This window comes from Variovorax sp. V15 (assembly GCF_041154425.1).
In the GTDB taxonomy this organism is placed as follows: Bacteria; Pseudomonadota; Gammaproteobacteria; order Burkholderiales; family Burkholderiaceae_C; genus Variovorax; species Variovorax guangxiensis.
On the sequence record NZ_AP028659.1, the window covers coordinates 3137039 to 3154718 of the forward strand.

Consider the following 17680-nt stretch of genomic DNA (forward strand, 5'->3'; position numbering starts at 1 on the left):
CGCGCCCACGTATGCTCGCCCGCATGGACGCCAATTCCGCCGCGCTGGCCGACTTCGCCACGCGCCACCGCAAGCTCTTCGTGCTCACCGGCGCAGGCTGCAGCACCGAATCGGGCATTCCCGACTACCGCGACCTCGACGGCGAGTGGAAGCGCCCGTCGCCCGTCACCTACCAGGCCTTCATGGGCGAGGAATCCACGCGCAAGCGCTACTGGGCGCGCAGCCTGATCGGCTGGCCGACCATGGCGGGCGCACGGCCCGGCGCCGCGCACCGCGCGCTGGCGAAGCTGGGCGACGCGGGGCGCGTCGGCCTGCTCCTCACGCAGAACGTCGACGGCCTGCACGATGCGGCCGGCAGCCGCGGCACCGTCGACCTGCACGGGCGCATCGACACCGTGCGCTGCATGGGCTGCGAGCGGCGCACGCCGCGCTCCGAACTGCAGCTCGAACTGCGGCGGCGCAACCCGCGCTGGGCCGAGCTGGAAGCCCGCGCCGCACCCGACGGCGACGCCGACCTCGAAGGCCGCGATTTCTCCACTTTCGACGTGCCCGCCTGCCCGCACTGCGGTGGCCTGCTCAAGCCCGACGTGGTGTTCTTCGGAGAGAGCGTGCCGAAGGAGCGCGTCGCAGCCGCCTTCGCCGCGCTGGAGCAGGCCGATGCGGTGCTCGTGGCCGGCTCTTCGCTGATGGTCTATTCGGGCTTCCGCTTCGTGCAGGCGGCCGCCGCGGCAGGCAAGCCGGTGGCGGCCGTGAACCTGGGGCGCACGCGGGCCGATGCGCTGCTTTCGCTGAAGGTCGAGCAGCCTGTCGGCGAGGCGCTGACGACGCTCGCGCGGCAGCTGGCCTAGCTCCGGCCGGGCGTCCCGGTCAGCGAGCGGACGAAGGCATCCACCGCCGAGGTGTATGCGCCGGGCTGCCCCAGTTCGTCGTTGATCTGCGCGTGCGAAAGATCTTCCGGCACCACCTCCGCACGGCCACCCGTTGCCCCGATGCGTGCCGCGAACTGCCGCGCCTGTGTGCACGAGCCGTCGCGGCGCTGCGTGGAGCACACCAGCAGCATCGGCGGCGCGCCAGGTGCGAGCGCGTCGGAGGGCGACACGCTGCGCCAGAAGGCGGGGTCGCTGCCGAAAACGCGGTCGTAGAAGGGCATGTGCCGGCGCTGCATCAGCGCGGCCGTGTCCAGCGCCGCGCTGTCGAGCGCCACGGTGCCGAGCCAGGGGCGGGCGCCTTGCTGCCGCGCGATGGAAGGCGATGCGCTGAGCAGGGCGACGAGGTGCGCGCCAGCCGAATGGCCCATGAGCACGAAGCGGCCGGCGTCGCCGCCCCACGACGGTGCATTCGCCTGCGCTGTGGCGACGGCACGCGCCACGTCCTGCGCCTGCTGCATCACGTCGACCTGCGGCACGAAGCGGTAGCTCACCGAAACGAGGATGAAGCCCTGCTCGCGCACCCAGTGCGCGATCTTCCGGTTAACCACGGATGCGGCTGCCTTGTCGCCGAACATCCAGGCCCCGCCGTGGACCATCACGAGCACCGGCGCGCCTTGCTGCGCCTTCGGCGGCAGGTAGACGTCCATGCGCTGGCGCGGATCGGGGCCGTAGGGCTGGTCTGCCAGCAGGCGCACCCCTGCGGGCGGCGCGGCCGTTTCGCCGCCGGGCTGCTGCGCGTTGGCCGGCGCGAACGCCAGCGCCAGCAGCCAGGTCGCGCAGATCCGTGCAAGACGCTTCATGAAAAGGTTCCCGGTGGACCGATGAGGGCAGGATTTTCGCGCGCCGGCCCTGTAGCAGGGCTGGCCCTGGGGTTCAACCGGCGTGCTTCGGCGCCATCCAGCTCGTCGAGGCGCCCCGGCCCGGAAGGTGCAGGCTGGCCGTGGCGGCCGGCGTCTCGGCCAGCAGGCGGCCCTTGCGGAACACCTTGAGCCGCGCGGCGCGCAGGCGTATCGCCTCGACCGCGTCGCGCGCCTGCAGCAGCACGAAGCTCGCGTCGCAACCGGCCTCGAGGCCGTAGTTCTCAAGGTGCATCACACGCGCCGCGTTGGTCGTCACCGCCTCGAAGCACTGGCGGATGCCGTCCTGGCTCGTCATCTGCGCCACGTGCAGGCCCATGTGCGCCACCTCGAGCATGTCGCCCGAGCCCATGCCGTACCAGGGGTCCATCACGCAGTCGTGGCCGAAGGCGACGTTCACGCCGGCCGCCATGAGTTCGGGCACGCGCGTCATGCCGCGGCGCTTGGGGTAGGTGTCGTGGCGGCCCTGCAGAGTGATGTTGATGAGCGGGTTGGACACCACCGACACGCCGCTCTGCGCGATCAGCGGCAGCAGCTTGCTCACGTAGTAGTTGTCCATCGAGTGCATCGAGGTGCAGTGCGAGCCCGTCACGCGGCCCTGCAGAGCGAGGCGCTGGGTTTCGAAGGCCAGCGTCTCGATGTGGCGCGAAAGCGGGTCGTCCGACTCGTCGCAGTGCATGTCGACCAGCTTGCCGCGCGCCGCGGCGATCTCGCACAACAGCTTCACGCTCGCCGCGCCCTCGGCCATGGTGCGCTCGAAATGCGGAATGCCGCCGACCACGTCCACGCCCTTGTCGAGCGCGCGCTCCAGGTTCTCGACGCCGCCGGGCGAGCGCAGCACGCCGTCCTGCGGAAAGGCGACCAACTGCAGGTCGAGATACGGCGCAACCTTGCGCTTGACCTCCAGCAGCGCATCGACTGCCAGCAGGCTTGGGTCGCTGGTGTCCACGTGCGAGCGCACGGCCAGCAATCCCTTGGCCACCGCCCAGTCGCAGTACGCCAGTGCGCGCTCGATCAGTGCGTCTGCCGTCAGCAGCGGCTTGAGTTCGCCCCACAGCGCGATGCCCTCGAGCAGCGTGCCGCTCTGGTTGACGCGCGGCAGGCCGTAGCTCAGCGTGGCGTCCATGTGGAAATGAGGGTCGACGAAGTGGGGCGCGAGCAGCAGTCCCTGCGCGTCGAGCGTTTCGTGTGCCGGCGCATCCATGCCCTGAGTGATTTCGGCGATGCGTCCGCCCTGCACGGCGACCGACATGCCGGTGCGGCCGTCGGGGAGGGTGGCGTTGGTGATGAGGAGGTCGAGCATCGTGGGGGCCTTTTCCTGTTCCTCGCGAGGCTATCGGAGAGCCCAGCGGTTGTTCCGGTTGTGGATGTAGATGTACACGTTGTCGCTGCGGTCGCGGGCGACGCCGGTACGGCCCCAGGGGAATGCCGCCGGGTTGCGGGAAACGCCCATGGAGGCCAGCCAGCGCTCGTGGAAGCGATAGCGCTGGCCTACGCTGCCGTAGAAGTCGGCGTCCTCGAGCTTGCGCAGGGCGGGCGTCGTGAGAGTGAGGGAGCAGCTGACCAACAGCAGTTCTTCGAAACGCAACATGAGCTGCACGGCCATGTCGCCGGATGTCGTGGTTGCGCGTGCGAAGACGCAATCGACGAGCTGGCCTTCGACAAGCACGGCCTGGGCCGTCCGTGCGAAAGAGTCTGGCAGGCTGTCGGCGCGGGTCTCGGCGCAGGCAACGACGCCGGCCGCCGAGAGACAGCCGTTCGTCGTGTCCAGATGGAGTGCCGTGTTCACCTCACCGCCCGGATGCCAGCGTCTCAGCGCGTGTTCTGCGCCCGGTACCGGTACTGCCCTGGCGCAGGCCCGACCTCGATGGTCACGCGGCGCAGCTTCTCGTCGTGCCCCGAATCGGCCTTTGCCGTGACGACGATGCCGCGCGGCGTGGCGCGGCAGGTGAGGTCGGACAGCGAGATCTCCGCGTGGTCGTTGTCGAGTTCTGCAATTGCCACCGTGTGCTCGGCGCGCAGGCTGCCGTTGGCGTCGCGGCTCATCCACTGCACGTAGAGGAACGACTGGGCGTACTGCTCGGCGTGCACCACGCGGTAGGTGCCCTGGTGGTCCTTGCCCCAGGTGCCGCACATCTGCACCCAGGTCACGGCGTCGGCCGTGCTGAAAGCCTCGTAGCCGTAGTTCATGCCGAGCGCGCGGGCGCCGTTGCTGCCCATTGCGAGCATGGCCAGCAATGCCGAGAGCAGGGCCCTTCGAGCGGCGTTGGCGGTCCTCGTGGTCATCAGCGTTCCCCCTTGCGGTACGGTTTCATCAGCGCCTGCGGGTAGCTCGCCTTGCGTGCCACCAGCACCAGCGCCAGGATCGACAGCAGGTAGGGCAGCATCAGGTAGATCTGGTATGGCAGCACGGCGTCGCCGGATTGTTGCAGCCGCAGCTGGAGCGCATCGAAGAAGGCGAACAGCAGCGCGCCCAGCAGGGCCTTGCCCGGCCGCCACGAGGCGAACACCACCAGCGCCACGCAGATCCAGCCGCGCCCGTTCACCATGTTGAAGAAGAAGGCGTTGAAGGCCGACAGCGTGAGGAAGGAGCCGGCCATGCCCATCAGCGCCGAGCCCGCGACGATGGCGCCGGTGCGCGTGGCCGCGACCGAGACGCCCTGGCTTTCGGCTGCCTGCGGGTTCTCGCCGGCCATGCGAAGCGCCAGGCCCAGCGGCGTGCGGTACAGCACCCAGCCCACCACCGGCACCAGCAGCAGCGCGAACAGGGTGAGCGCGGTCTGTGCGTTCAGGATCGGGATGGGCAGCCAGTCCATCGGCGCGAAGGGCGTGATGGTGGGCGGCGTGTTCACCTTCGGAAAGCTCACGCGATAGCCGAAGTAGCTCAGCGCGGTCGCCAGCAGCGTGATGCCCAGCCCCGAGACGTGCTGCGATAGCGCCAGCCCCACGGTCAGGAAGGCGTGCAGCAGCCCGAACACCATGCCCGCGAGCGCGGCCACGCCCACGCCCACCCACAGCGGTGCGCCGGCATACACCGCGAGCCAGCCGGTGAAGGCGCCCGCGACCATGATCCCCTCGATGCCGAGGTTGAGCACCCCCGCACGCTCGCACAGCAGCACGCCGAGCGTGCCGAGGATGAGCGGCGTGGCGATGCGCAGCACCGCGACCCAGAAGGCGGCGTTGGAAAGAATGTCGAGGAGGTCGCTCATTTCGACATCCTCACCCGGTACTGCGTGAGCAGCGTCGCCACCAGCACCGCGATCAGCGAGGCCGCGACGATCACGTCGGCGATGTAGGTCGGCACGCCCACCGCGCGGCTCATGGTGTCGGCGCCGACCAGCACGCCCGCCACGAACACGGCGGCTGCGATCACGCCCAGCGGATGCAGCCCCGCCAGCATCGCGATGACGATGCCGGTGTAGCCATAGCCCGGTGACATGTCGAGCGTGACGTAGCTGGTGCGGCCCGCCACCTCTATGGCGCCCGCCAGCCCGGCCAGCGCACCCGAGAGCAGCGCCACCATCACCACCGTGCGCGTCACCGGCACCCCCGCGAAGGCGGCGGCGCGCGCGTTCGCGCCCACGGCGCGGATGTCGAAGCCCAGCACCGTGTACTTGAAGATGGCCCACACCATCACCGCCAGCGACACCGCCCACAGCAGGCCGGTGTGCACCCGCGTCTGCGCGACGAGCTTGCCGAGCTCCAGGTCGGACTGCAGCGACACGCTCTGCGGCCAGCCCATGGCGCTCGGGTCCTTCATCGGCCCGTCGAGCAGCGCCGACACGCCCAGCAGCACGATGAAGTTGATCAGCAGCGTGGTCACGACCTCGTCCACGCCCAGCCTGTTCTTCATGAGCGCCGGGCCCAGCAGCATCAGCGCGCCCGCGATGGCGGCGGCCAGCATCATCAAGGGAAACAGCAGCCACGGCGACAGCTCGAAGCCGGTGCCGCCGTGCATGCCGCCCACTGCCACGGCAGCCAGCGCGCCCGCGTAGAGCTGCCCCTCGGCGCCGATGTTGAAGAGCCGCGCCTTGAAAGCGACGGTGGCCGCCAGCCCGGTAAGGATCAGCGGGATCGCGCGCGTCAGCGTCTCGCTCCACGCGAACACCGAGCCGAAGCCGCCCTGCAGCAGCAGCGCGTAGGTGCGGCCGACCGGCGCGCCGGCCCACCGCACCAGCAGCGCGCTGATCGCCATCGTGAAGACGATCGCGCCAATGGGGGCGAGCACCAGCGCCGTGCGCGAGGTTTCGTGGCGTCGTTCGAGCCGCATCATGACGGGGCTCCCTTGGCGGGAGCTGCTGTCGCACCGGCCATGGCCAGCCCGATCGCCTCGCGCGTCCAGGCCGAGGCCGGGCGCGCTTCGCCCAGGCGGCCGCCGTGCATCACGGCCACACGGTCGCCCAGCGCGAGTACTTCGTCGAGGTCGTCGGAAATCACCAGCACGGCGGCGCCTGCGTCGCGCGCGGCGATCAGCTGCTGCTGCACGTAGGCGACAGCGCCGATGTCCAGGCCCCAGGTGGGCTGGTGGGCGACGATCAGGCGCGGGGCTCGGTTGGGGTGCTTCCTGTCGGCCTTGTCCTGGCCGGCATCGGGCTCGGGTTGTTCGGGCGCCAGCAGGGCGCGTCCAAGAATCAGTTTCTGCATGTTCCCGCCCGAGAGCGAGCGAGCCGGCGCCATGAGGCCGGCACCGCGCACGTCGAAGGCCTTTTCGATGCGCCGCGCATGGAGGCGGGCGGCGGCGCGTTTCACGATCCACGACCAGCGCGAGAACACGGGGCTGCGCAGCCGCTCCGACACCGCGTTCTCCCATACCGGCAGGTCGCCGACCACGCCGACCGCATGCCGGTCTTCGGGGATGCGCGCGACGCCGCGCTGCACCAGCCGGGCAGGCGAGGGCGGCAACGCTCGGCCCATCAGCTGCGCCGTGCCCGAGGTCGCGCGGCGCGTGCCGCAGAGCAGCTCGGCCAGCGCGACCTGTCCGTTGCCCGAGACGCCGGCGATGGCGGTGATCTCGCCCGCGCGCAGCGTCAGCGATACCTCGCGCAGCCGGTCGCGTCCGTCGCCCTTGGCGGAGGCCGTGGTGCTCACGTGGTCGAGCACGCAGACGGCATCGCCCACCGATTTCGCGGGCCGGCGCTGCGGCGCTTCGACCGCGTGCCCGACCATCCACAGCGCGAGCTGCGCCTGCGTGGTGTCGGCCGTGCGTGCCTCGGCCACCAGCTTGCCGCCGCGCAGCACGGCGATGCGGTGCGACACGCGCAGCACCTCGTCGAGCTTGTGGCTGATGAAGATCACCGACAACCCCTGCGCCACCATCTGCGCGAGCGTGGCGAAGAGCGCCTCGCTCTCCTGCGGCGTGAGCACGGCGGTGGGCTCGTCGAGGATGAGGATGCGCGCTCTGCGGTACAGCGCCTTGAGAATCTCCACGCGCTGGCGCTCGCCGACCGAGAGGCTTCCTACCAGCGCGTCGGGCTGCACCGGCAGGCCGAAGCGCCTCGCCACGTCGAGCAGCCGCTCGCGCGCGGCGGCGCGGCGCGACACCGGGCGCCACAGCGGCTCGGTGCCCATCATCACGTTGTCGAGCACGCTCAGGTTGTCGGCCAGCGTGAAGTGCTGGTGCACCATGCCCACGCCGGCCGCCAGCGCCGCCTTGGGGTTGCCCGGCGGCAGCGGCGCGCCGAAGACCTCGATGCCGCCCTCGTCGGCGACGTAGTGGCCGAAAAGAATGGACATCAGCGTGGATTTACCCGCGCCGTTCTCGCCGAGCAGCGCGAGCACTTCGCCGGACTTCAGGTCGAGCGAGACCGCGTCGTTGGCGACGAGGCTGCCGAAGCGCTTGGTGATGCCCTGCAGGCGCAGGACGGTGGCACTTGCTCCCCCCGCCGGAGGGAGCGGCGACGCAGGTGCCGTCACTTCCACGCGGCCAGGAAGGCCAGCATGACCTTGGCGGAGTTGTCCGCCGCGATGCCCATGAAGGTGCCCATCTCGTTCTCGCCGTCGCCGCCGCCCGCGAGGTCGCTGAGCGAGCGGAAGGCGATGAAGGGCACGCCGTTGCTGTAGGCGACCATGCCCACGGCGGCGGTCTCCATGTCGAGCACGTTGGCCTGGAAGGTCTTGTAGGTGTATTCGCGGTAGGCCTTGTTGTCCATGAAGGCCTGGCCCGAGACGCCATTGCCGCCCACCACCAGCTGCGGCTTGCGCGGCAGGCACTTGCCTGCGCTGCAATTGGCGAGGTCGACGTTGCGGATGCTGCGTGCCACCTCCAGCATCTTCGGGTCGGCCTCGAACCAGAACTTGCGCTGGATCTCGGGGTGCGCCGCCGAGCGCACCTCGACCGGGCGCGGGAACATCATGCCGAAGTTGGGCAGCGTGGCGTCGGTGATGAAGGGTGGCGCGCTGTACTTGCCGGGCGCGGTTTCGCGAGCCATCAGCACCTCGAGGTACTGGCCCCATTGCGCCGGCACGGTGACGTCGCCCACGTGCAGCGACGGGTTCACGCCACCGGCGATGCCGCTGAACACGATGTTGGTCACGCGAAAGCGGTTGAGCACCAGCTGCGTGTTCATCGTGGCGTTGGTCATGCTGATGCCCGAGAGGAACAGCACGACCGGCTTGCCTTCGAGCGTGCCGGTGGTGAACTCCACCCCGTTCACACTGTGCTTCGCCGGCCCCTGCAGGCGCGTGAGCAGCAGTTTCAGCTCCGGCTCGAAGGCCGACAGCACCGCGATGCGCGGCGTATCGTCGAGCCGGGTGCTGCTGTTGATGGCGACGGCGCCGCCCTTGTAGACACCCACACAGCCGATCAGCGAAATACCGAGTACCGCGGCGGCAAGAACGCCTCTGACTGTTCGGGGAACACCGCGGAACCGGCTTTGCCGGGCCGCAGGTGTTGCCCCCTGCAAGGGGGTAGGAGAAGCGACACGAAGTGCGCGCAGCCTGGGGGTGTACTTCATTTTGCGGTGGACTTCGGCTGCGAGTCGTCCACTTTCACGGTGAACTTGCCCGAGAGGATGTCGGCTTGCTTGGCCTTCACCTTCGCGACGATGTCGGCCGGAACCTTCTTCTCGAAGGTGCCCAGCGGCGCGAGTTCGGAGCCCTTGTATTTCATCTGCGCGTAAACGCCGTAGTCCTCGGCGGCGAACTTGCCTTCCTTCACGAGCTTGATCGCTCGGTCGGCGGCCGGCTCGAAGTTCCACAGGGCCGATGCCACCACCGTGTCGGGGTACTGGCTCTGGGTGTCGATCACGTTGCCGATGGCGAGCTTGCCCTTTTCCTTGGCGGCATCCGAGACTCCGAAACGCTCCGCGTACATCACGTCGGCACCCTTGTCGATCATGGCGAAGGCCGCTTCCTTGGCCTTCGGCGGGTCGAACCAGCTGTTGATGAAGCTCACGCTGAATTCCACCTTCGGGTTCGTGTCCTTCGCGCCGGCCATGAAGGCGTTCATCAGGCGGTTGACCTCGGGAATGGGGAAGCCGCCGACCATGCCGATGCGGTTGCTCTTCGTCATGCCGCCGGCCACCATGCCGCTGAGGTAGGCGGGCTCCTGGATGTAGTTGTCGAACACGCTGAAGTTGGGCGCCTGCGGCTTGAGCGACGAACCCATCAGGAAGGCGACCTTGGGGAAGTCCTTCGCCACCTTGCGCGCCGCGGCCTCCACGCCGAACACCTCGCCCAGGATCAGCTGGTTGCCGCCGGTGGCGTACTCGCGCATCACGCGCTCATAGTCGGCGTTGCTCACGTTCTCGGTGGCCTTGTACTCGATCTCCCCGCGCGCCTCGGCCGCCTTCAGCGCTTTGTGGATGCGGCCCACCCATTGCTGCTCGAAGGGCACGGTGTACACCGCCGCCACCTTCAGCTTGGCCTGCGCGAGTGCGAGGCCCGGGGCGCCAACCGCGGCAAGCGCTGCGGCAACGGCGACGGAACGGATGATCAATTGACGGCGTGCGGTCACGGTACTTCTCCTCGGTGATAAAAATTCTTGGCTTGCAACGGTGCGCCTCTCTTCCAGGAACACCGCGGAACCGGTTTTGCCGGGCCGCAGGTGTTGCCCCCGCTAGGGGGGTGGCGAAGCGACACGAAGTGCGCGCAGCCTGGGAGCGAGCCTTATTTGGTGCCGAAGATCCGGTCGCCCGCGTCGCCCAGACCGGGAAGGATGTACCCGTGGCTGTTCAGCTCGCGGTCGATCGCTGCGGTGTAGATCGCCACGTCCGGGTGCGCCTTCTGCATCGTCGCCACGCCCTCGGGGCAAGTCAGCAGGCAGACGAACTTGATCGACTTGGGGTTGAGCTCCTTCAGCCGCTCGACCGCCGCCACGGCCGAGTTGCCGGTGGCCAGCATCGGGTCGACCACGATCACGTCGCGGTTCTCCATCTCGCCGGGCATCTTGAAGTAGTACTCCACGGCCGTCAGCGTCTTGGGGTCGCGGTACAGGCCGATATGGCCGACGCGCGCGCCTGGCACCACGGTGAGCATGCCGTCCAGGATGCCCGTGCCGGCGCGCAGGATGGACACCAGCACCAGTTTCTTGCCGTCGATGACCTTGGCCTGCATCGTTTCGAGCGGGGTCTCGACCTCGATGTCCTGCATCGGCATGTCGCGCGTGACCTCATAGGCCATCAGCATGCTGATTTCGTTCAGCAGTCGGCGGAAGCTGTTGGTGGACGCATCCTTGCGGCGCATCAGCGTGAGCTTGTGCTGGATGAGGGGGTGGTCGAGGAGGTGGACGTTGCTGCTCATTGGAGTTCTTTGTGGCGTTGCTGAAAGACAGGGAACCCGAGAGTCTAAAAGACGGTGCCGTCGCTCTCGATCAGCAGGGGCGGAGCACCGTCACGCAAGCGCTGTGCCAGCGCGCGGCCCGCCGCCCAGGTGCCGCCTTCGAGCACGCAGGCCAGCGGAAGCTCCTCCTCGGTGCGGTCGAGCACCTTGCGTACGCGCGGCGCCACCTCGTCGAGCAGCGCCACGGTGAGCGCGCGCCATTCGACGATGAATTCGTCGCCCACCTTCCAGTTGCGGGAGAGGAAGGCCGGGTCCTTCGGCACGATCACGCCGCTGTCGATCAGCAGGCCGCCGTTGCGGTACTCGGGCAGGGCGGTGAGCGCGTCGAGATGGCGCACCTTCACGCCGGCCCACTCGAAGGGTTCGAGCAGCGAGTACGTGAGCCACTGCGAGAGCTTGTGAAAGGGCATCCAGCCATTGGTGAGGCCGGGGCCGCGCACGGCGCTGTGGCGCCAGCAGTCGCCGAGCGCCAGCGCCGGGTCGCCCGAGCCAATGCCGCCCGGACTGTCGCTGCCGTCGGCCGCGATGCTGTCGACCGCGTTGGCCGCCGGCCAGATGCGCGAGAGCGTCTCCAGCAGCAGCGAAAGGATCTGGTGCGCCGTGATCTCGGCGGTGGGCGGCGTGGCCGCGCCGAAAGGCGCCACCAGTGCATCGAACATGCCGGCGGGCCGGCCTTCGTCGCCGAAGGTCTCGGGCTGCTCGCTCATCGCCTCGCCGAGCCGGCGCAGCAGCACAGCGCGGCCCGCGAGGCCGACCAGCGGATTGACCTCGCTCACCTGGAAAGCGTCGCCCAGCCGCTCGGTGACCAGGCCGCGCAGGCCGGCCGCATCGACCTGGAAAGGCCGGTCGGGGTCGGACGAGAAGAGGCCGCTCGTGAACGCGTGGAAGCTCGCCACGCCCAGCCCCTCGGAGCGCGTGAAGCGCTGGCCGGTGGCCGATTCGGTGTAGTGCCAGCCGGCGCCGGCACCGGCGTCGAGCAGCACGCTCACCAGCACCAGGTCGATGTGCGCGCTGGCGCGCTGGCGTGCGTCGACCTTGCCGAGCAGCCTGTCGAGTTCCTCGACCCGGTTCACGCCGCCGGCCTCGAAGTGGCGCCAGCGGCTGTGATACGGGATGGTGTCCCACGGATAGCGCTCGCGCGTGACCTCGGCCACGGTGCGCGCCGCGTCCTCGAGCGCGTCGTCGCCGCCGATGCGGAACCACTGCGATTCGCCGCGCCGCGCGCGCGCCAGCAGGGCGTTCGCGCGCTGGCGGATGGCCGCGGTGGTGCGCAGCAGCGTGGCCGCGCCCGACGGGTGGGCGGTGTCGGCGTTGAATTCGATGGACGGATCGACCTCGCCCGCGCCGCCGGGCGGCAGGCTGCCGGAGCCGTCGACCGGCAGGTTGGGGTCGTCGTTGCTGCTGTTGCTGTTCTTGCTCATTCGCTCAATCCCCGGCCCTTGGCCTTCTTGAGTTCCTCGGCGTCCGGCACCGGGCCGGGCGTGAAATAGCCCGCCGCCATCTTGGCGTCCATCTCGACGCGGGCGTCCGCAGGGATCAGTTCGTCGGGAATGTTCACGCGCTCGCCGATCTCGATGCCCGAGCCGGTGATCGCGTCGAATTTCAGGTTGCTCATCGACACGAGCCGATGGATTTTTTTGATGCCGAGCCAGTGGAAGACGTCGGGCATCAGCTCCTGGAAGCGCATGTCCTGCACGCCGGCCACGCACTCGGTGCGCGCGAAATACTGGTCGGCCGTGTCGCCGCCCACCTGGCGCTTGCGTGCGTTGTAGACCAGGAACTTGGTCACCTCGCCCAGCGCGCGGCCTTCCTTGCGCGAATAGGCGATGAGCCCGACGCCGCCGCGCTGCGCGCCCTGGATGCATTCCTCGATCGCGTGCGTCAGGTAGGGGCGGCAGGTGCAGATGTCGGAGCCGAACACGTCCGAGCCGTTGCACTCGTCGTGGATGCGCGCGGTGAGCTCGACCTCGGGGTTGGCCAGGTCGCGCGGGTTGCCGAAGACGTAGAGCGTCTGCCCGCCGATGGGCGGCAGGAACACCTCGAGGTCGGAGCGCGTGACCAGCTCGGGGTACATGCCGCCGGTTTCCTCGAAGAGCGTGCGGCGCAGGTCGGTCTCGGAGCAGCCGAAGCGGCGCGCCACCTCGGGCAGGTACCACACGGGCTCGATGGCGGCCTTGGTCACCATCGCGGCGCCGCCTGCGGTGAGGAACTTGCCGTCGGCCTTGAGGCGGCCCTTCTGCAGCGCCTCGATCACCTCCGGCAGGATCACGTGCGCCTTGGTGATCGCGATGGTCGGGCGGATGTCGTAGCCCGCCGCCAGTTCGGTGGCGAACACCTCGGCCACCTGCGCGCCCCAGGGGTCCAGCGACACGATGCGCCCCGGCTCGCTCCATTGCGGATAGGGGCCGATCGTGTCGGTAGGCGCGGTGTTGGTCAGGTCGGCCTTGTGCTCGCGCTTGAGCGCGCCGGCCGCCACCGCGAGCGCCCGGTAGACGCTGTAGGAGCCGCTGTGCGTGCCGATCACGTTGCGGTGCGCCCGCTTGGTGGTGGTGCCGACCACCGGCCCCCGCTCGGCTGCCGTGGCTGCGCCCCAGCGGATGGGCAGCGCGCCGAAGCCGCCGGCGTGCGAGGTCAGCCGGATGTGGCCGGTCGACGTGGAGGGGTGCAGCGGGGGGAGGGGCATCGCGCCGGTGGCGCCGCCGGGGACGGAAGGGATCGTTGTGCTGTCAGCAGACATTGGTGGCCCTCAAAAAATGCAATGTACCGATCAGGCGTGCGGCTTGCAAGCAACGGGCCACGCGCGAGCCGCGGCGCGAATGGGGAACAATGCGCGGGGACGGCGGATGGACCGGATGCGATGGAGGAAAGAACGATGCGTGTGCTTCCCTGTGTATTTCTCGCCCTGGGCCTGCTCGGCCTGAGCGGCTGCGACAAGGCCAAGGAGGGTTTCTCCGAAGGCTTCGATACCGCCTTCAGGGCCAGTTTCCGGGAGAGCTTCATCGGCAGCTGCGTCAAGAGCGCGGGCGAGCGCGGGAACAAGTCGGAGGAAGAGCGTAAGAAGCTGTGCACCTGCGCGGCCGACAGCGTCATGAAGGACACCTCCGTGGCCGACCTGCAGGACCAGGAAAAGGTCGGGGCGCGAATCGGCCCGATCATCCAGCAGTGCTTGAAGCAACCCTGAAGCAGCCCCTGCCGGCGCCGCCGGCCCCGGCACAATCGGCCGGAACTTTTTCGACAAGGCTGTAACCAGCCAGCCCGATGGAACGAAACACCGTAGGCAGCAGGAAGAACCCCGGCGACGTGGAAGCGGCGCTGCGCGGCCTGTTCCTCCGCGGCCTCGACGGCGACGCGAAGGCCTACCGCGACTTCCTGCAGCAGCTCAGCGCGCATTTGCGCGCCTTTCTGGGCAAGCGCCTCTTTGGCTGGCCCGATGAAGTGGAAGACCTCGTCCAGGAATGCCTGCTCGCCATGCACAACCAGCGCCACACCTACCAGAGCGACCAGCCGCTGACGGCCTGGGTGCACGCCATCGCGCGCTACAAGATGATCGATCTGCTGCGCGCCAAGTCGGCCCGCGAAGATTTGCATGAGCCGCTGGACGACGACCTGGCCGTGTTCGCCGAATCGGCGCAGGAGGCCAGTGACGCGAAGCGCGACCTCGGCGGCCTGCTCGAGACCCTGCCGGATCGCCAGCGCCTGCCGATCGTGCACGTCAAGATCGAGGGCCGCTCGGTGGCCGAGACCGCGAGCCTGACCGGCATGTCGGAGTCGGCCGTCAAGGTCGGCATCCACCGGGGGCTGAAGGCGCTGGCCGCCCGCTTCGGACATGGCTGGGGGGCTGCGGCATGAAGACCGACGACCTCGTCTCGATGCTGGCCAACGGCGAGGTGGCCGTCTCGCGCCGGCGCGCCAGTTCGCGCATCTGGCTGGCGGTGCTGCTGGGGCTTCCGTTCTCGTTCGCGATCCTGCTCGCCGGCTACGGCGTGCGGCACGACATCGTGCAGGCCATGTTCTGGCCGATGTTCTGGGTCAAGGTGCTGTTTCCGCTGTGCATCGCGGCCGCCGGCTTCGTGGCCGCCGAACGGCTCGCGCGGCCGGGCGTGAAGCCCCGGCATGCCTGGATGGGCGCGGTGCTGCCGGTGCTCGGGGTGTGGCTGCTGGCGGCGATAGCCTGGTTCACCATGCCGGCCGACGATCGCATGCCGGCGCTGATGGGACAGTCGTGGCGCATCTGCGCGGCGAGCATCGGGCTAATGGCGCTGCCGGTGTTCGCGGCCGCCCTGGTCGCGCTCAAGGGCATGGCGCCCACGCGGCCCGCGCTGGCGGGCGCGGCGGCCGGCGCGCTGGCAGGTGGCGTGGGGGCTTCGGTCTATGCGCTGCACTGCATGGAACTGACCGCGCCGTTCCTCGCCGTGTGGTACGTGAGCGGGATCGCGGTGCCCGTGCTGGTGGGGGCGCTGCTGGGGCCGCGCCTGCTGCGCTGGTAGGCAGCAGTCAGGCGGGCCGGTTCCTGGGCTCTCAGCGCTTCTTGCTGCCGAAGATCCCGCCCAGCACGCCGCGCAGGATCTCCTTGCCCACCGAGGTGCCCATGGTGCGCACCGCCGACTTGGCCATGGTCTGCACTAGCCCGTCGTGCTTGGCGCCGCGCGGGCCGGTGGTGCCGAAGAGCATGTCGTTGAGCATGCCGCCCATGCCCGAACCCGAGGATTCGGCGGTGCCCTTGGCGGCGCCCGGCGCGGTAGGGGCAGGGGCGTCTGGCGCGCTTTCGGCACGGCCCTTTAGCTTTTCGTAGGCCGATTCGCGGTCCACCGACTTCTCGTAGATGCCCGCGACCAGCGAGCCGTCGATCAGCGCCTTGCGTTGCTCGGGCGTGATCGGGCCGAGCTGGCTGGCCGGCGGCAGCACGAACACGCGCTCGGTCACGCTGGGGCGGCCCTTTTCGTCGAGCAGGCTCACCAGCGCCTCGCCGACCGCGAGTTCGGTGATGGCGGTCTCGATGTCCAGGCCCGGCTTCTGGCGCATGGTGCTGGCGGCCGCCTTCACGGCCTTCTGGTCGCGCGGGGTGAAGGCGCGCAGCGCGTGCTGCACGCGGTTGCCGAGCTGGGCCAGCACGGTGTCGGGAATGTCCAGCGGGTTCTGCGTAACGAAATACACGCCCACGCCCTTGGAGCGCACCAGCCGCACCACGAGCTCGATGCGCTCCACCAGCGCCTTGGGCGCCTCGTTGAACAGCAGGTGGGCCTCGTCGAAGAAGAAGGCCAGCTTGGGCTGCTCGGGGTCGCCGACCTCGGGCAGCTGCTCGAAGAGCTCCGACAGCATCCACAGCAGGAAGGTGGCGTACAGCCGCGGCGAATTCATGAGCTTGTCGGCCGCGAGCACGTTGACCACGCCCTTGCCGCCGACGGTCTGCATGAAGTCGGCGATGTTGAGCATCGGCTCGCCAAAGAATTTGTCGCCGCCCTGGGTCTCGATCTGCAGCAGCCCGCGCTGGATGGCGCCCACGCTGGCGGCGCTGATGTTGCCGTACTGGGTGGTGAACTGGCTCGCGTTCTCGCCCACGTACTGCAGCATCGCGCGCAGGTCCTTCAGGTCGAGCAGCAGCAGGCCGTTGTCGTCGGCGATCTTGAACACCAGGTTCAGTACGCCGGCCTGCGTTTCGTTCACGTCGAGCATGCGGCCCAGCAGCAGCGGGCCCATGTCGGAGACTGTGGCGCGCACCGGGTGGCCCTGTTCGCCGAACACGTCCCAGAGCGTGACAGGGCAGGCGGCGGGCTCGGGCAGCTCGATGCCGCGTTCCTTCAGCGTGGCGGCCAGCTTGTCGCCGATGCTGCCCTTCTGGCTGATGCCGGTCAGGTCGCCCTTGACGTCGGCCATGAACACCGGCACGCCGATGGAGGAAAGCTTCTGCGCGATGGTCTGCAGCGTGACGGTCTTGCCGGTGCCGGTGGCGCCGGTGATGAGGCCATGGCGGTTGGCCAGGCCGGGCAGGAGGTTGCACTCGATGGTGTCGTGCCGTGCGATCAGAAGAGGGTCGGCCATTGGGCGCTCCGTCGTATGGGAAGCGGGCAGTCTAATCAACCGGCACTCCTATAATCCACGGCCCGCACGGTGGTTCAGGAAAAAGTTTTAGGAGGTTTTTTTGTCATCGACTGCCCAGCCCCCCATTCCCGCCAACGGCGACGCCTCCGAACAGTCGCCGATCGAAAAAGAGCTGGCCGTGCTGCTCGTGAACGCGCTGAATCTCGAGGTCGCTCCCGAGGACATCGTGCCGACCGAACCGCTGTACGGCGAAGGTCTCGGCCTCGACTCCATCGACATCCTCGAAGTGGCGCTCGAAGTCTCGCGCCGCTACGGCTTCCAGCTGCGTTCCGACGACGAACGCAACCAGCAGATCTTCCAGTCGCTGCGCACGCTCGCGGCACACGTGGCCCAGCATCGCGTAGCCACCTGATCCCATGTCCCGATGGCGAATAGCGCTCCTGCTGGTGGTGGGGGTCGCATATGCCGGCCTCTCCCACTGGATGACGCTGTTCCACGCGACCCAGCCGTGGGCGGTGGTCGTGCTGCTCGGTCCGCTGTGGCTCGCAGCCATGGGCCTGGCCGGCAGCTGGTTCGGCCGCTGGGGCGTCGCCATTGCTGCTGCAGTGGGCATCGGCGGCTTCTCGCTCGTCTTCCTCGGCGAGGCGGGCGACCCCAACCGGCTGTACGTGATGCAGCACGTGGCCATCAACGGCGCGCTGTGCGGCTGGTTCGGCTCCACGCTGCGCGGCAAGGGACTGCCCCTGATCACGCAGTTCGCGCAGCGCGTGCATCCGCTGCGCGGCCACATGCTTTCCTACACCACGCAGCTCACGCGCATCTGGACCGGCTTCTTCGCCGTGATGGTGCTGGCTTCGGTCATCATCTACCTGACACGGCCGTTCTCCGACTGGTCGCTGTTCGCCAACGTGCTGTCGCCGGTGATGGTGACGCTGCTCTTCGTGGGCGAGCACCTGGTGCGCTACCGGCTGCATCCCGAATTCGAACGCACGCGCCTCGTGGACGCGGTGCGCGCGTTCTATGGCACGTCGTCGGTTGACAGCAGCCCCGGCGGCCAATGAAACAGGCCTCGACACA

19 protein-coding genes are annotated in these 17680 nt (G+C 69.0%); 6 read left to right on the plus strand and 13 right to left on the minus strand.

Annotated elements, in window-relative coordinates; genetic code table 11:
• Window positions 1-23: 23 nt before the first annotated feature.
• Complete coding sequence (locus ACAM57_RS14900) at window positions 24-848, plus strand: NAD-dependent protein deacetylase (RefSeq protein ID WP_369662191.1); 825 nt, start codon at window positions 24-26, stop codon at window positions 846-848.
• Here ACAM57_RS14900 and ACAM57_RS14905 read toward each other — a convergent pair.
• The 12 genes from ACAM57_RS14905 to ACAM57_RS14960 form a co-directional block, all read right to left on the minus strand.
• Complete coding sequence (locus ACAM57_RS14905) at window positions 845-1729, minus strand: alpha/beta hydrolase (RefSeq protein WP_184637621.1); 885 nt, start codon at window positions 1727-1729, stop codon at window positions 845-847. The genes ACAM57_RS14900 and ACAM57_RS14905 overlap by 4 nt on opposite strands.
• Before the next feature lie 73 nt (window positions 1730-1802).
• Window positions 1803-3089 (minus strand): amidohydrolase family protein, encoded by a 1287-nt coding sequence (locus ACAM57_RS14910; RefSeq protein WP_369662192.1) that lies wholly within the window; start codon window positions 3087-3089, stop codon window positions 1803-1805.
• A 30-nt stretch (window positions 3090-3119) separates the two neighbouring features.
• Window positions 3120-3575: a hypothetical protein gene (locus tag ACAM57_RS14915; protein ID WP_369662193.1), complete on the minus strand. Its 456-nt coding sequence runs from the start codon at window positions 3573-3575 to the stop codon at window positions 3120-3122.
• A gap of 23 nt (window positions 3576-3598) precedes the next feature.
• Complete coding sequence (locus tag ACAM57_RS14920; RefSeq protein WP_369662194.1) at window positions 3599-4072, minus strand: hypothetical protein; 474 nt, start codon at window positions 4070-4072, stop codon at window positions 3599-3601.
• Complete coding sequence (locus ACAM57_RS14925; protein ID WP_369662195.1) at window positions 4072-4995, minus strand: ABC transporter permease; 924 nt, start codon at window positions 4993-4995, stop codon at window positions 4072-4074. Before ACAM57_RS14925 ends, ACAM57_RS14920 begins: the two co-directional genes overlap by 1 nt.
• Window positions 4992-6056, minus strand: a complete 1065-nt coding sequence (locus ACAM57_RS14930; protein ID WP_184638729.1) for an ABC transporter permease — start codon at window positions 6054-6056, stop codon at window positions 4992-4994. The genes ACAM57_RS14925 and ACAM57_RS14930 overlap by 4 nt, the downstream gene beginning before the upstream one ends.
• A complete protein-coding gene (locus ACAM57_RS14935; RefSeq protein WP_369662196.1) occupies window positions 6056-7705 on the minus strand; it encodes an ABC transporter ATP-binding protein in 1650 nt (549 codons plus the stop codon). Before ACAM57_RS14935 ends, ACAM57_RS14930 begins: the two co-directional genes overlap by 1 nt.
• The gene (locus tag ACAM57_RS14940; RefSeq protein ID WP_240650506.1) at window positions 7696-8580 is read right to left on the minus strand and encodes a 5'-methylthioadenosine/S-adenosylhomocysteine nucleosidase; all 885 of its coding nucleotides are present in this window, start codon (window positions 8578-8580) and stop codon (window positions 7696-7698) included. Before ACAM57_RS14940 ends, ACAM57_RS14935 begins: the two co-directional genes overlap by 10 nt.
• Window positions 8581-8735: 155 nt before the next feature.
• Window positions 8736-9740 (minus strand): BMP family protein, encoded by a 1005-nt coding sequence (locus ACAM57_RS14945; protein WP_369662197.1) that lies wholly within the window; start codon window positions 9738-9740, stop codon window positions 8736-8738.
• 152 nt (window positions 9741-9892) lie between these two features.
• Window positions 9893-10525, minus strand: a complete 633-nt coding sequence (upp, locus tag ACAM57_RS14950) for a uracil phosphoribosyltransferase (RefSeq protein WP_093194973.1) — start codon at window positions 10523-10525, stop codon at window positions 9893-9895.
• Between the two features lie 44 nt (window positions 10526-10569).
• Window positions 10570-11985: a URC4/urg3 family protein gene (locus tag ACAM57_RS14955; RefSeq protein WP_369662198.1), complete on the minus strand. Its 1416-nt coding sequence runs from the start codon at window positions 11983-11985 to the stop codon at window positions 10570-10572.
• Window positions 11982-13301: a GTP cyclohydrolase II gene (locus ACAM57_RS14960; protein WP_369662199.1), complete on the minus strand. Its 1320-nt coding sequence runs from the start codon at window positions 13299-13301 to the stop codon at window positions 11982-11984. Before ACAM57_RS14960 ends, ACAM57_RS14955 begins: the two co-directional genes overlap by 4 nt.
• Before the next feature lie 135 nt (window positions 13302-13436).
• On the opposite strand from ACAM57_RS14960, the gene ACAM57_RS14965 reads away from it, so the two are divergent.
• From ACAM57_RS14965 to ACAM57_RS14975, 3 genes are all read left to right on the plus strand, one after another.
• Window positions 13437-13745 (plus strand): hypothetical protein, encoded by a 309-nt coding sequence (locus tag ACAM57_RS14965; RefSeq protein ID WP_184637634.1) that lies wholly within the window; start codon window positions 13437-13439, stop codon window positions 13743-13745.
• A gap of 77 nt (window positions 13746-13822) precedes the next feature.
• On the plus strand, window positions 13823-14413 hold the full coding sequence (locus ACAM57_RS14970) for a sigma-70 family RNA polymerase sigma factor (RefSeq protein ID WP_369662200.1): 591 nt from the start codon (window positions 13823-13825) through the stop codon (window positions 14411-14413).
• Window positions 14410-15051, plus strand: a complete 642-nt coding sequence (locus ACAM57_RS14975) for an NrsF family protein (protein WP_126020257.1) — start codon at window positions 14410-14412, stop codon at window positions 15049-15051. The genes ACAM57_RS14970 and ACAM57_RS14975 overlap by 4 nt, the downstream gene beginning before the upstream one ends.
• 31 nt (window positions 15052-15082) lie before the next feature.
• Here the strand turns inward: ACAM57_RS14975 and ACAM57_RS14980 are convergent, their stop codons facing one another.
• The gene (locus ACAM57_RS14980) at window positions 15083-16603 is read right to left on the minus strand and encodes a helicase HerA-like domain-containing protein (RefSeq protein WP_369662201.1); all 1521 of its coding nucleotides are present in this window, start codon (window positions 16601-16603) and stop codon (window positions 15083-15085) included.
• Window positions 16604-16703: 100 nt separating this feature from the next.
• Here ACAM57_RS14980 and ACAM57_RS14985 point away from each other — a divergent pair, with 100 nt between their 5' ends.
• On the plus strand, window positions 16704-17015 hold the full coding sequence (locus ACAM57_RS14985) for a phosphopantetheine-binding protein (RefSeq protein ID WP_093194980.1): 312 nt from the start codon (window positions 16704-16706) through the stop codon (window positions 17013-17015).
• A gap of 4 nt (window positions 17016-17019) precedes the next feature.
• Window positions 17020-17664, plus strand: a complete 645-nt coding sequence (locus ACAM57_RS14990) for a hypothetical protein (RefSeq protein WP_126020253.1) — start codon at window positions 17020-17022, stop codon at window positions 17662-17664.
• Window positions 17665-17680: the final 16 nt, after the last annotated feature.

Excerpts from the sequence above, each read along its gene's own strand:
- ACAM57_RS14900 (WP_369662191.1), top strand. The coding sequence starts at position 24 with ATGGACGCCAATTCCGCCGCGCTGGCCGACTTCGCCACGCGCCACCGC.
- ACAM57_RS14905 (WP_184637621.1), bottom strand. The coding sequence starts at position 1,729 with ATGAAGCGTCTTGCACGGATCTGCGCGACCTGGCTGCTGGCGCTGGCG.
- ACAM57_RS14910 (WP_369662192.1), bottom strand. The coding sequence starts at position 3,089 with ATGCTCGACCTCCTCATCACCAACGCCACCCTCCCCGACGGCCGCACC.
- ACAM57_RS14920 (WP_369662194.1), bottom strand. The coding sequence starts at position 4,072 with ATGACCACGAGGACCGCCAACGCCGCTCGAAGGGCCCTGCTCTCGGCA.
- ACAM57_RS14925 (WP_369662195.1), bottom strand. The coding sequence starts at position 4,995 with ATGAGCGACCTCCTCGACATTCTTTCCAACGCCGCCTTCTGGGTCGCG.
- ACAM57_RS14930 (WP_184638729.1), bottom strand. The coding sequence starts at position 6,056 with ATGCGGCTCGAACGACGCCACGAAACCTCGCGCACGGCGCTGGTGCTC.
- upp (WP_093194973.1), bottom strand. The coding sequence starts at position 10,525 with ATGAGCAGCAACGTCCACCTCCTCGACCACCCCCTCATCCAGCACAAG.
- ACAM57_RS14955 (WP_369662198.1), bottom strand. The coding sequence starts at position 11,985 with ATGAGCAAGAACAGCAACAGCAGCAACGACGACCCCAACCTGCCGGTC.
- ACAM57_RS14960 (WP_369662199.1), bottom strand. The coding sequence starts at position 13,301 with ATGTCTGCTGACAGCACAACGATCCCTTCCGTCCCCGGCGGCGCCACC.
- ACAM57_RS14965 (WP_184637634.1), top strand. The coding sequence starts at position 13,437 with ATGCGTGTGCTTCCCTGTGTATTTCTCGCCCTGGGCCTGCTCGGCCTG.
- ACAM57_RS14970 (WP_369662200.1), top strand. The coding sequence starts at position 13,823 with ATGGAACGAAACACCGTAGGCAGCAGGAAGAACCCCGGCGACGTGGAA.
- ACAM57_RS14975 (WP_126020257.1), top strand. The coding sequence starts at position 14,410 with ATGAAGACCGACGACCTCGTCTCGATGCTGGCCAACGGCGAGGTGGCC.
- ACAM57_RS14980 (WP_369662201.1), bottom strand. The coding sequence starts at position 16,603 with ATGGCCGACCCTCTTCTGATCGCACGGCACGACACCATCGAGTGCAAC.
- ACAM57_RS14990 (WP_126020253.1), top strand. The coding sequence starts at position 17,020 with ATGTCCCGATGGCGAATAGCGCTCCTGCTGGTGGTGGGGGTCGCATAT.